Origin of the sequence: Nocardia sp. NPDC004068 (assembly GCF_042874315.1) — a bacterium.
Taxonomy (GTDB): domain Bacteria; phylum Actinomycetota; class Actinomycetes; order Mycobacteriales; family Mycobacteriaceae; genus Nocardia.
Genome location: NZ_JBIAMW010000006.1, coordinates 532,476 through 544,646, shown reverse-complemented (window position 1 = coordinate 544,646; position 12,171 = coordinate 532,476). Strand labels below are relative to the sequence as shown.

Below are 12,171 nucleotides of genomic sequence, written 5' to 3'. Positions count from 1 at the left end.
CAGGTCGGCTACCCGTCGTCGCCTTGGTAGGCCATTACCCCACCAACAAGCTGATAGGCCGCGGGCCCATCTCGCACCGATAAATCTTTCCACCACACACCATGCAGCATGTGGTCATATCCGGTATTAGACCCAGTTTCCCAGGCTTATCCCAGAGTACGAGGCAGATCACCCACGTGTTACTCACCCGTTCGCCGCTCGTGTACCCCGAAGGGCCTTACCGCTCGACTTGCATGTGTTAAGCACGCCGCCAGCGTTCGTCCTGAGCCAGGATCAAACTCTCCGTTGAAGACTCTCAACCAGCCCCGAAGGACCAATCGGAAGTATCTCGAACCAGAGTCCGAAAACCTAACTATAAACGCCAGCCGGAAATTAGCTGACAAAAATGTTCGACACCCACACGGGGGTATGAGCGCCGAAACCAAAATATTTGGCACTGACATTCATCGACACACTATTGAGTTCTCAAAGAACAGGCGCACACCCCATCGGGCCGGTAATCCGACCTTCTGAAGAGGCAACTTTTCCAGCCTAACCACTCGAAGCCGGGGAGTCAAGTCCCAAGTTCGTGTCGGTTTCGTGCTGGCTGTCCGGCGCTCACCGTCCAACCTCGTGTCCCGGCCTCTCGGCCCGGTCGGTGTCCGTGTCGCTCTGACTCGAACCAAGTTACGTGTCGGATAACGCAACGTCAAATCCCCAAGATGAAGATCATCAACGCTGGTCAGAGCGACGCCGATCCGGCCTCCGACCGGCCCGGGCCACCGGATGTGACCCAGGTCATGTCTATCGGTTCGGTGTCCGCCGCACGCCCGCGAAGTTCTTCTTGCCGCGACGCAGGACGAGCCAGCTTCCGTGCAGGAAGTCCGAGTCTCCGGGCGTCCACTCTGGGTCGGACACGCGCGTGTTGTTCACCGACGCGCCGCCTTCGTTCACCGCCCGGCGAGCCGCGCCCCGGCTCTCCGAGAGCCCGGACGCCACGAGCAGGTCCACGATCGTGGCGTCCGTGCCAGCGACCGCGACGCCCCCCTCGCCCGCCGCCTCGGACAACGCGGCCGACAATGTGCCCTCGTCGAGTTCGTGCAGGTCACCCCGCCCGAACAGCGCCTGACTCGCCAGCTGCACCGCCCGCGTATTCGCCTCGCCGTGCACCAGATTCGTCATCTCCGCGGCCAGCCGGCGCTGGGCCTCGCGGGCGTGCGGGCGCTCCTCGGTGGCCTTCTGCAACTCGTCGAGTTCCGCGCGGTCGAGGAAGGTGAACCAGCGCAGGTAGCGCACGACATCGGCGTCGGCGGTGTTCACGAAGTACTGGTACCAGGCGTAGGGGCTGGTCATCTCCGGATCCAGCCACAGGCTGCCGCCGCCGGTGGACTTGCCGAACTTCTTGCCGTCGGCCGAGGTCACCAGCGGAACGGTCAGCGCGTGCACGTGCTCGCCGTCGACGCGGCGGTTCAGCTCGACGCCCGCGATGATGTTGCCCCACTGGTCCGAGCCGCCGACCTGCAAGCGGCACCCGTGCTGACGGCGCAGCTGGAGGTAGTCGTGGGCCTGCAACAGCATGTAGCTGAACTCGGTGTAGGACATGCCGTCGGTCTCGAGCCGCCGCTTGACGGTCTCGCGGGCGAGCATGACGTTGATCGAGAAGTGCTTGCCCACATCCCGCAGGAAGTCGACCGTGCTCAACGGCCCGGTCCACTGCATGTTGTCGACGATGATCGCGCCGTTGCCGGTATCGCCGAGGTCGACGAAGCGGGACAGCTGCCCGCGGATGCGTTCGGCCCAGGCCGCGACCGTGTCGGTCGAGTTCATCGTCCGCTCGCCGACATCGCGCGGGTCGCCGATCAGCCCGGTGGCCCCGCCCGCGAGGACGATCGGCCGATGGCCCGCCTGCTGAAAACGCTTGAGCGCCAACAGCGGAACCAGATGCCCGGCGTGCAGGCTCGGGGCGGTCGGATCGAATCCGGCATAGAGCGTGATCGGACCCTTCGCCAGCTCCGAGCGCAGCTCGTCCAGATCGGTGGACTGGGCGATCAGCCCCCGCCAGGTCAGTTCCTCGATGATGTCGACGCTCACGTCGCCCTATCTTTCCGCACGGCTCCGGTCGCCCGTGCACAGGTCCACCGCCGAGTCTGATCGGCGACGGTCGGGCGGTCCAGCGATTATCAGGCGAAGGCGTCCCGCAAGGACGTCAGGTGGACCCGGCTCGCCGAGGCCGCGGCGGCGGCGTCGCGGCGGCGGACGGCGTCGAGCAGGACCTCGTGCGCGTGGTGGTCGGCGCGGGCGTCGGTCAGCGGGCGGATCCGCAGCATGTCGACCATCGCGTGCCGCGAACGCGGGATGAAGGCGTCGAACATGCCGGTGAGGATGTCGTTGTGCGCGGCGGTGACGACCGCGCGGTGGAAGGCGGTGTCGGCGTCGACGAGTTCCTCGACCGATCCGGTGGCCTCGGCGCGGACGGCCAGGGCCCGCCACAGCGCGCGCAGGTCGGCGGGGGTGCGGCGCGCAGCCGCCAGGGCCGCGGATTCGGCCTCGATCGCCAGCCGCGCCTCGATGACGGCGACGATGTCGGCGCGGCGCAGGATGGCGTCCCAATCCTCGGCGACGTCCAGCGCGGTCACGAAAACGCCTGCGCCCTGGCGACTTTCGAGGACGCCCTTGCCCGACAGTTCCCGGATCGCCTCGCGCAGCGTCGAACGGCCCACGCCCAGTTGCGCGGCCAGCGTGGTCTCGCCGGGCAGCTTGTGGCCCAGCGCCCATTCGCCCGCACGGATCCGCCGCAACAGAAGTTCGGCCGCCTGGGCGGCGAGCGGATGCCGCTGTACGTGCGCCAAAGTTCCCGTACCTCTCTACTTGTCTGAGGACTTTCTCCTCGCTAGTGTAGGCCACATGGGATCCGGTCTGCTTCTCCTTCGCCGCCGCGGCGGGGTCTGATTCGACCGGCACCCTGCCCGCGGGTTGCTTCGCCGCGCCGGTCGTCCCCTCCGACGCGAAAGCACTCATCCCCCATGTCCTGGAATCGCCAACAGCCCTCCGTCATGCCGTCGCACCGGTATCGCGATGTGTACCAACGGGTTTCGGTGCCGCTCACCGAGCGTCGCTGGCCGTCGAACCGGATCACCGCGGCGCCGCTGTGGGTGCCGGTCGATCTGCGCGACGGCAATCAGGCCCTGGCCGAGCCGATGGATCCGCAGCGCAAGCGCCGCTTCTTCGAACTGCTGGTGGCCATGGGCTACAAGGAGATCGAGGTCGGCTATCCGAGCGCCTCGCAGACCGATTACGACTTCGTCCGCCTGCTCGCCGAGACCGATCTCGCCCCCGCGGACGTGACGATCGTGGTGTTCACCCCGGCGCGGCGCGATCTCATCGACCGCACGCTGGAGTCGGTGCGCGGCATCGCCAACGATGTCGTCGTCCACATGTACGCGGCGACCGCGCCGGTGTGGCGCGAGGTCGTGCTCGGCATGTCGCGGGCGGAGACGACCGAGATGATCCTCGCGGGCGGGCGGGCCGTCGCGGCGGGCGCCGGGGACCGGGCCAACATCCGGTTCCAGTTCTCCCCCGAGGTCTTCATGCTCACCGAGCCCGATTACGCGCTGGAGCTGTGCGATCGGATGACCGCGCTGTGGGACGCCACCCCGCAGCGGCCGGTGATCGTGAATCTGCCCGCGACCGTGGAGGTCGCCACGCCCAATGTCTACGCCGACCAGATCGAGTACATGCACCGCAACCTGGCCCGCCGCGACGGTGTCGTGCTGTCGGTGCATCCGCACAACGATCGCGGCACCGGCGTGGCGTGCGCCGAACTCGCGGTGCTGGCCGGGGCGCAGCGCGTGGAGGGCTGCGTATTCGGCAACGGCGAGCGCACCGGCAATGTGGATCTGGCGACGCTGGCGCTGAATTTGCATGCCCAGGGCCTGGATCCGATGATCGACTTCTCCGATATCGACGAGATCCGCCGCACGGTCGAGTACTGCACGCGGTTGCCGATCCCGCCGCGCCACCCGTACGTGGGCGATCTCGTCTACACCGCCTTCTCCGGCACCCATCAGGACGCGATCAAGAAGGGCTTCGCCGAACATCGGGCGCGGGCGGCGAGGGAAGGCGTCGCCGAGCGCGAAATCGATTGGCGGGTACCGTATCTGCCCATCGATCCGGCCGATGTGGGCCGCTCCTACGACGCCGTGATCCGGGTGAACTCCCAGTCCGGCAAGGGCGGCATCGCGTATCTGCTGGAGACGGAGTACGGGCTGCGGCTGCCGCGCCGGGTGCAGATCGACTTCGCCCGGCACGTACAGCGCCACACCGACGGCACCGGCGGCGAGGCGACCGCGGCGCAACTGTACGAATTGCTGCTGGCCGTCTACGCCCCGGAGAATCCGCGAATCCGCTGGGCGGACACCGGCCTCGACATCGACGGCCACGACGTCGGGCACCCGGCCGACGCGGCGGCCGCGGCCGAACTGATCGCCGAGCACGGCCCCCGGGTCGAGGTCCTGTCCGTCACCGACCACCGGGTAGACGACGCCACGGTCGCCTACCTGGAATACCGATCGGCCGGAACCGCCTCCTGGGCAATCGGATTCGGCCGCACCGCGACCGAGGCGGCGTGCCGGGCCGTGCTGTCCGCCGCGCACCGCGCGGCGTCGACCGTGGCGGTCACGGCTTCCTGAATCGCCGGAGCCGCGGGCCGGGAACTCACGCCGACTTCTCGGCTCGCGGCGCGCGCGGACTGCGGCGATACGCCGACACCGCGGGCGAGTCGATCAGCCACAGTCGCCACGGCCGATCCGCGGCCAGGCTGACCCCGACCCGGGGCCCGATCCCGATGGCGCTCGGGTCGGTGATCGGCGTTCCCAATTCGAGCCGGATGGGCGCCCGCGGGTCGAACAGATCGATTCCGTAGTCCCGCAACGAGATTCCGAGGGCGCTTCCGACGTTCCCCGGCCCCCGGGCCAGTGCCGCGTCGGTCCGGGCGGCGGGACGGCGTTCGCGCACCGTCTCGTGCCCGGCGATGATCTCCGCCGCCCGGATGAGCACCGCGCTGGCGACGCCGTCCGGCCCGCTCGTCACGTTCACACAGGTGTGCATCCCGTAACTGAAGTACACGTACAGGTGGCCGGGCGGGCCGAACATGACCGCATTGCGCGGGGTCCGCCCCCGCCCGGAGTGCGCGGCCGGATCGTGCCACGGCCCGGCCGGATCGCCCCCGTACGCCTCCACCTCCACGATCCGTGCGCCGACCGCACCCGACCAGAGGGTCGCGCCCAGCAGTCGGCGGGCGGCGGCAACGGGTTCGACGGCGAGTTCTTCGGCAGACACAACGGACCATTGTCCATTCCGCCATCGCCCGCCCTGCCCGGGGTGGTGGGCGGAGCCGCCTACAAAAAGCGCCACACGCCGCCGTGCCCGGGGCAGTCCACTACAACCAGCGCGACACCCCGCCATGCCCGGAACACGTGCCACTGCGGTGCTGGCTGAAGCTGTAGGTGCCGTCCTTGCACTGGGCCGTCGCCCCGTCGGGCTGGGTGTCGGACTGCTGTGGGCGCGGGACGCAGGCGTTGTCGACATTCTGGTACTCGCCCGCGGGGCAGGCGACGAAGGCGGGCGGCGCGGCGACGGCCGCAGCGGTGGGGGTGAGGACCGCGGCGACGGCCACCCCGACGGCGCAGGCCCAGGACGCGAGCCGAGCTCGCCGATCGGTGTTCATCTGTGAAACTCCCTACAGCAGTACGTCTTTCGTGCGCACCGGTCTCGGTACGGAGGGATCAAGTTACCCATCGCGCCGAGCCGCCACACTCGGATCCGGACAATTGGGGGGTTGTGGGAACCATACGGACCGGTTCCCGGACGTTCCCCGTCACACGTAGGCGCTGTGATCCCCCGCCCGGATGCCCAGATTGTCGTCCGCGATCACCAGCCCGTACCCCACGACAAGCAGCGCGACCAGCTGCCCCCACGCCACCCACGCCACGCCGATCGGCGCGGTCGCCAGCACGGCGAGCGCGACCACCAGCCGGATCCAGGCGCGCGGAATGCCCAGCACCAGCCGGAAACAACTCTGTCCGAAGAAGTACAGCGCCACACCCCCCGACAGCGCCAGCGCCTGGGCCACGGGCACCGGCGAATTGCCGTGCGCCAGAACGGTTCCGATGCCCGCCGCGGTCAGGATGACGCCGAGCAGCATGGGGTACAGGGCGTAGCCGTAGGCCAGCACGGCCGGTCGGCCGCGCCGGGGACCCGCGAGCGCGGCGAGGGCGTGCTCGCCGCGTTCATCGTCGAGCCCGAAGTACGCCCACCACAGCACGTAACTGAGCGTGAGGCCGAGCCCGACCATGGCCACCAGCGGCACGGTCACGGTGTCGGCGTGCAGGCTCGCGCCGACCGCGACGACCGATTCGCCGAGCGCGACCAGCAGCACCAGCCCGTGCCGTTCGCAGAAGTGCGCGGTGCGGATGACGAATCCGCCCGGATCGCTCAGATACGGGGTGGCGATCTGCACGACCAGCGCGACGATCCAGCACCCGTAGCGCGGCCACCCGTGCACACAGCCGCCGACCAGCACCAGAATCGCCGAGACCGCGTTGGGCGGCACGATTCGCAGCGCCGCCGCCGACGCCTGCGTCCCGCCGTTGACCCAGAACAGCGCGGAGTGAACGACATTCACCAGCAGGTAGCCCAGCCCGAAGGCGATGCCCGACCCGGCGAACGCGCCCGGGATCGCCAGCGCGATGACGAAGAACCCGAACATGCCCAGCATCAGCGCGGTCCGGCGCACGGTCGAATTCGGCGCGACCTCGTTGGTCAGCCAGACGTACCCGCTGTACATCCACCACATGATGGCGAAGACCAGGGCCACCCGGCCCAGCGCGGGCCAGCCGGGATGCGCGCCGAAGGCGTGGGTCAGCTGGGTCAGGGCGAAGACGAACACGAGGTCGAAGAACAACTCCAGGGTGGACGCCCGGGTCTGCCCGCCCTCGGCCTCGTCGGAAACAGCACTGCTCACGGGCGAAGACTAATCGGGACTTGCGGACGGCGGGATGGGGGCGCAGAATTCAACGAGCAATGAATTCAACACACGATGAATAGAGGTGGCCCATGGCGGCGCCGGAACTCGCGATCGAGATCACGCACCTGCGGGTGCGGCGCGGCGGACGCGAAGTGCTGCACGACATTTCGCTGACCGTCCCGCGCGGCCGCATCACCGGTCTGCTCGGCCCCTCGGGCTGCGGCAAGACCACGCTCATGCGCAGCATCGTCGGCACCCAGCTCGTCCAGGCGGGCAGCGTGCGGGTGCTGGGCGAGCCCGCGGGCAGTCCGCGGCTGCGCTCGCGCGTGGGCTACGTGACGCAGGCGCCGAGCATCTACGACGATCTGACCGTCACCGACAACGTCTCCTACTTCGCCGCGCTCTACGACCGCACCGACGACGCCGTCCACGCGGCGATCGAGTCGGTCGGGCTCGGCGAGCACGCCCGCCAGCGCGGCAACCAGCTCTCCGGCGGGCAGCGCACCCGCGTGTCGCTGGCGTGCGCGCTGGTCGCCGATCCCGAACTGCTGGTCCTCGACGAGCCGACCGTGGGCCTGGATCCGGTGCTGCGCGCCGAGCTGTGGCGGCAGTTCCACGACCTCGCCGCGCAGGGCCGCACCCTGATCGTGTCGAGTCACGTCATGGACGAGGCCGAGCACTGCGGCGATCTGCTGCTCCTGCGCGACGGCTCCCTGCTCGCCGAACTCAGCCCCGACGAACTGCGCGAACGCACCGGCGAAACCAGTTTGGAGAACGCGTTTCTCGCCCTGATCAGAATGGAGCAGCCGCGATGACCACCGCCCTGACCCGCACCACCCGCTGCTACACCGCGACCACCGTCCGCATTCTCAAACAGCTGCGCGCCGACCATCGCACGGTGGCGATGCTGCTGCTGGTGCCCGCGCTGCTGATCACATTGCTGTACTTCGTCTATCACGACACCCCGGCCGTGCCGGGCATGCCGCGGTTGTTCGACCGGGTCGGCATCAGCATGCTGGGCATCCTGCCGTTCATCGTGATGTTCCTGATCACCGCGATCGCCATGCAGCGCGAACGCAGCTCGGGCACGCTCGAACGGCTGATGACCACCCCGCTGTCCAAACCCGATCTGCTGGCCGGATACGGGACCGCGTTCTCGGTGGCCGCGGCCGCCCAGGCGGGGCTGGCCTGTCTGGTGGCGTTCGGCCTGCTCGGGCTGACCTCGCAAGGCAGCGTGTGGCTGGTACTGCTGATCGCCGTGCTCGACGCGGTGCTCGGGGTGGCGCTGGGTCTGCTCGCAAGTGCCTTCGCGCGCACGGAGTTTCAGGCGGTACAGTTCATGCCGATGATCGTCGGACCGCAATTCTTCCTGTGTGGGCTGCTCGTGCCGCGCGATCAGCTGCCGCGCTGGTTGGAGATCATCAGCGACGTGCTGCCGTTGAGCTACGCCGTCGACGCCCTGCAACAGGTCTCCCGGTCTCCGGGCGCGACCGCGCGGATGTGGTGGGATCTGCTCGTGGTGGCCGGATTCGCCGCCGTCGCACTGGGTTCCGGGGCGGCCACCCTCCGCAGGCGCACGGCATGACCGACACCGGCAACGGCGGGCCCGGGCGCAGCGGTCGCCGCCCCGGGCAGTCCGGCACGCGCGAAGCGATTCTCGACGCCGCCCGCGCACGCTTCGCCGAGGTCGGTTTCGACAAGGCGTCGATCCGTTCGATCGCCGGGGTGGCCGGGGTCGATCCGGCGCTGGTGCACCACTATTTCGGCACCAAGGCCGAATTGCTCACGGCCGCACTGGATCTCCCGATCGACCCGACTCTCATCACCGACCAGATCGCCGCCGTCCCCGTCGACGCGCTCGGCGAGACCATCGTCCGCGCCGTGGTCGGCGTGTGGGACTCCCCCCTCGGCCTCCAGGCCGTGGCGTTCTTCCGCACCGTCCTGGGCGGGGACGCCACACTGGCCCGCCAGTTCCTGCTCGAGGTCGTGCTCAAAGACGTTCGCTCCCGGGTGGATTCGCCCCCCGGCAGCGGCGCGACCCGGGTGGTGCTGGCCGCCTCACAAATGATCGGCGTCCTGGTCGGCCGCAAGATAGTCGGCATCGAACCCCTGGCCTCCATGCCTGTCGACCAACTCGCCCGCATCGTCGGGCCGACCCTACAGCGCTACCTGACCGGCGACATCGGGCTCTGAGTCCCAGTGGTGCCCAGGTCCCTCAACCCTGGGCGCTGAACCTCTCCTGCTCGGCGTCGGACACCTCGCGGGCCTCGTCGACGAGCAGCACCGGGATGCCGTTGTCGATGCGGTAGGCGCGGCGCAGGCGCGGGTTGTACAGCAGGCTCGCGCCGTCACCGTCGTGGACCAGCGACAGCGGGCCCTTGTCCTGCGGGCAGGCCAGCAGGCTCAACAACGTGGAATCCAAGGTTTGCTCCGCCATGATCGATAACTTACCGGTCCTCGGGAACGGGCCGACGCGGCGCTCGCCGGAACGAGAAGTGCCGGTGCCCGAAGAAGCTGCCGACCGCGACCAGACCCATCACGACCAGCGTCGCCGGCGTCTCCGGCAGCCGCCACACCCCGACCGCCACCTGCACGCCCACCGTATTGAGCACCAGCCCGCCGGAGTTCACCAGCACGAACCGGACGAAGTCGCGCAGCACATGCCCCCGCACCCGGAACACCAGCGTGCGATGGGCGAGGAAGGCGAACACGATGCTGACGGCGTAGGCCAGCACCACCGCCACCGCGGGCGGCCAGGCCGGTCCCAGCACCTTCAGCCACAACACGGTCATCGCCATGCCGAGCGCGGTATTGCCCACCCCGACGGCGGCGAAGGCGACCTCCTGCCGCCGGATCAGCCGCAGCAGCGGACCCGGCCGGGCGAGTTCGCCCGTCCCGGTCACGGCCGCGTCGTTCACGAAAGCGCCTCCGCGGGAACGCGTTCCGGCTCCGGATCGGGCGCCGCCGCGGCGGGCTCGTCGTCCTCGGGACGGCGCGAGCGCACGTGCGCCCACTGCAACACCCCGAGCCCGATCAGCCCGGCGACGGCCGCCGCGACGCCGATCTTCCAGCCCGGCGGCCGCCAGGCCACCGTCAGTTCCGCGTCCGTGGTTCCCGCCGGAATGTCCACGGCCACGAACGATTTCGCGACGGTCGTGAACGGAATCCGCTTGCCGTTCAACGTGACCCGATACCCGGGCCAGCCCAGCCGCGCGAACACCACCCGGCCCCCGGCGGGCGAGCTGACCCGGACCGTGCTGGCGGTGTCGGATTCGCCGATCGAGGTCGCGGTCACGTCGTGCGCGTCGGCGACGCGGCCGTTGACCGTGGCGACCGGCCCGCCCTCGCGCTCGAGCACGCTGATCCAGCGCTCGTGACCCGGGTACTCGACCCACTTCCAGCCCTCCGGCGCGGGCCGCGCGTCGGCGTCGGGGAACATGGCCCGCTGCAACACGACTCGATCGACCTTCATCAGATCCACCAGGGTACGGCCGGTGCTCGGCTCGGGGGTGAACACGCGCCGGAACGCGTCCGGGCACACGCTGGAATCCCAGCGCATGCACAGCAGATCACCGAACCAGTAGTGCCCGTTGGGGGTGTAACCGTTGACGTAGTTCAGCTCGAGATCCTTGGCGTAATTGCCGAAGACCAGCGAACCGTAGGCCGCTTGCACGGTACGGTCGCCGGGTTGCAACAGCCCCCGATCACCCAATTGCAGGGTGACGCCGGGAAAGTCGGGGAACGCGGCCTTGGCCTCGGACCGCGACACCGGCAGATTCCACCCCATCGGCGTCGGCTGCGCGGCCGCGACCTGCCCGTAGGCGATGGGGAACATGGCCACGATGGCCAGCGCCGCCGCCGCGCCCGCGCCCCGGCTGCGGCCCAGCCACACCGCCCCAGCGCCCACCGCCGCCACCGCCAGCGCCGAGAGCACATGCCACAACGCGTCGTGCGGATCGGCGGAAAACGTTCGCACCCACAGCAATCCGATCAGCACCGCCGCCGCGACCGCGCGCCCTCGCCAGCCGGACACCGTGCCGAAGCGGCCGATCAGCACGCACACCAGCACCAGCAGCCCGACCGCCAGCATGGGCAGCACGCGTGAGGGCCAGCGCAGCGGCCCGACCGTACCGGGCCCGGCGGTCCACATCAGGAACATGATCGCGAACAGCGCGACCGCGGTCAGCTCCCGCCACGCCGCGCGGGCCCGGCCCCAGTCCACGAAGGCCAGCGCGGGAATCAGGAACCACGCGATATAGGTGACCGGCATCGGCTGGATGTAGCCCCACCACGAGTTGAACGCGGGCAGCGTGGACGGCAGGCTCGCGTTCAGCGATTCCGACCACGGCACGGTGAGGAACTGGTCGTTGTTGATCTGCGAGGTCCCCCGCCAGCTCACCTTCGCCGAGAGCATGCTGGGCAGATACGTCATCAGCCCGGCCAGGCCCGCGCACCCGGCCACCAGCGCCAGCCGCGCCACCGGCCGCCACTTGCGTTGGTACACAAGCTCTCCCACGGCCACCGCGAGCAGCATGAGCGCCGACTCGACGGCCGGGAAGACGTATTCGACCGAGATCGCCAGATAGAGGTAGACGAACACCGGGATCGGCCCGCCCCTGCCCCGGGTGTAGCGCACCGACGCCGCCCACGCGTGCAACATCCACGCGGTCCCCGTCAGCGAGGTCGTCCAGCTGGCCTCGTCGAAGAACAGGAACCAGCCGGTGAGCGGAAAGGCGATGCCCGCCACCGCCGACCACGCCGCGCGCCCGCCGTAGGCCAGGCACACCCGGTACACGCCGAGCGCGGCGATGATCGAGAAGATCAACTTCACGATCGTGGCGTAGAGGGCGATATTGTCCACCGAGGGCGCGATCAGATCGATCAGCAGCTGCGGCGGGTTGAACAGCCCCGCCTCCTCCATGGTGTAGTTGCCGGTCATCCACTGGTCGGGCGCCAGCAGCGGCAGGTGCCCGTCGCGCAGCCGATGGCCGAGCATCACCCACAGCGGGGCGTACTGGGATTCGGTGTCGTCGGTATAGAAATGGCGGGCGTTGGCGAGCAGGACCGCGGCGTAGCCGAGCACCACACCGAGTGCGGTGAGCGCCCCCCACCTGTAGATGTTCTTGCGATCGTCCGCCTGCGCGATCGACCCAGCAGCACTTTCCACC

At 69.3% G+C, this 12,171-nt stretch carries 12 protein-coding genes and 1 rRNA gene; 4 read left to right on the top strand and 9 right to left on the bottom strand.

Annotated elements, in window-relative coordinates:
* The 3 genes from ACFYTQ_RS18745 to ACFYTQ_RS18735 form a co-directional block, all read right to left on the bottom strand.
* Positions 1-289, bottom strand: a 16S ribosomal RNA gene (locus tag ACFYTQ_RS18745); the annotation flags it as partial.
* 494 nt (positions 290-783) lie between these two features.
* Complete coding sequence (gene tyrS / locus ACFYTQ_RS18740) at positions 784-2,070, bottom strand: tyrosine--tRNA ligase (protein WP_387362262.1); 1,287 nt, start codon at positions 2,068-2,070, stop codon at positions 784-786.
* Between the two features lie 89 nt (positions 2,071-2,159).
* On the bottom strand, positions 2,160-2,828 hold the full coding sequence (locus ACFYTQ_RS18735) for a FadR/GntR family transcriptional regulator (RefSeq protein WP_387362261.1): 669 nt from the start codon (positions 2,826-2,828) through the stop codon (positions 2,160-2,162).
* A gap of 204 nt (positions 2,829-3,032) precedes the next feature.
* On the opposite strand from ACFYTQ_RS18735, the gene ACFYTQ_RS18730 reads away from it, so the two are divergent.
* On the top strand, positions 3,033-4,667 hold the full coding sequence (locus tag ACFYTQ_RS18730; RefSeq protein ID WP_387362259.1) for a 2-isopropylmalate synthase: 1,635 nt from the start codon (positions 3,033-3,035) through the stop codon (positions 4,665-4,667).
* 25 nt (positions 4,668-4,692) lie between these two features.
* Here ACFYTQ_RS18730 and ACFYTQ_RS18725 read toward each other — a convergent pair whose 3' ends face one another.
* The 3 genes from ACFYTQ_RS18725 to ACFYTQ_RS18715 all read right to left on the bottom strand — a co-directional run bounded on the left by ACFYTQ_RS18725 (position 4,693) and on the right by ACFYTQ_RS18715 (position 7,000).
* Positions 4,693-5,316 (bottom strand): DNA-3-methyladenine glycosylase, encoded by a 624-nt coding sequence (locus ACFYTQ_RS18725; RefSeq protein WP_387362257.1) that lies wholly within the window; start codon positions 5,314-5,316, stop codon positions 4,693-4,695.
* 100 nt (positions 5,317-5,416) lie between these two features.
* On the bottom strand, positions 5,417-5,704 hold the full coding sequence (locus tag ACFYTQ_RS18720) for a DUF3761 domain-containing protein (RefSeq protein WP_387362255.1): 288 nt from the start codon (positions 5,702-5,704) through the stop codon (positions 5,417-5,419).
* Between the two features lie 150 nt (positions 5,705-5,854).
* Positions 5,855-7,000 (bottom strand): low temperature requirement protein A, encoded by a 1,146-nt coding sequence (locus ACFYTQ_RS18715; protein WP_387362253.1) that lies wholly within the window; start codon positions 6,998-7,000, stop codon positions 5,855-5,857.
* A gap of 92 nt (positions 7,001-7,092) precedes the next feature.
* Here ACFYTQ_RS18715 and ACFYTQ_RS18710 point away from each other — a divergent pair, with 92 nt between their 5' ends.
* The 3 genes from ACFYTQ_RS18710 to ACFYTQ_RS18700 are packed head-to-tail and all read left to right on the top strand — an operon-like array spanning position 7,093 to position 9,196.
* On the top strand, positions 7,093-7,818 hold the full coding sequence (locus tag ACFYTQ_RS18710; protein WP_387362251.1) for an ABC transporter ATP-binding protein: 726 nt from the start codon (positions 7,093-7,095) through the stop codon (positions 7,816-7,818).
* Positions 7,815-8,588, top strand: a complete 774-nt coding sequence (locus tag ACFYTQ_RS18705) for an ABC transporter permease (RefSeq protein WP_387362249.1) — start codon at positions 7,815-7,817, stop codon at positions 8,586-8,588. Before ACFYTQ_RS18710 ends, ACFYTQ_RS18705 begins: the two co-directional genes overlap by 4 nt.
* A complete protein-coding gene (locus tag ACFYTQ_RS18700; RefSeq protein WP_387362247.1) occupies positions 8,585-9,196 on the top strand; it encodes a TetR family transcriptional regulator in 612 nt (203 codons plus the stop codon). The genes ACFYTQ_RS18705 and ACFYTQ_RS18700 overlap by 4 nt, the downstream gene beginning before the upstream one ends.
* 22 nt (positions 9,197-9,218) lie before the next feature.
* Here the strand turns inward: ACFYTQ_RS18700 and ACFYTQ_RS18695 are convergent, their stop codons facing one another.
* The 3 genes from ACFYTQ_RS18695 to ACFYTQ_RS18685 are packed head-to-tail and all read right to left on the bottom strand — an operon-like array spanning position 9,219 to position 12,122.
* The gene (locus ACFYTQ_RS18695) at positions 9,219-9,440 is read right to left on the bottom strand and encodes a Trm112 family protein (RefSeq protein WP_387362245.1); all 222 of its coding nucleotides are present in this window, start codon (positions 9,438-9,440) and stop codon (positions 9,219-9,221) included.
* A gap of 10 nt (positions 9,441-9,450) precedes the next feature.
* Complete coding sequence (locus ACFYTQ_RS18690) at positions 9,451-9,921, bottom strand: GtrA family protein (RefSeq protein ID WP_387362243.1); 471 nt, start codon at positions 9,919-9,921, stop codon at positions 9,451-9,453.
* Positions 9,918-12,122 carry a hypothetical protein gene (locus ACFYTQ_RS18685; protein ID WP_387362316.1) on the bottom strand — a complete coding sequence of 735 codons (2,205 nt, stop codon included), beginning with the start codon at positions 12,120-12,122 and terminating at the stop codon, positions 9,918-9,920. Before ACFYTQ_RS18685 ends, ACFYTQ_RS18690 begins: the two co-directional genes overlap by 4 nt.
* Between the last annotated feature and the right edge of the window lie 49 nt (positions 12,123-12,171).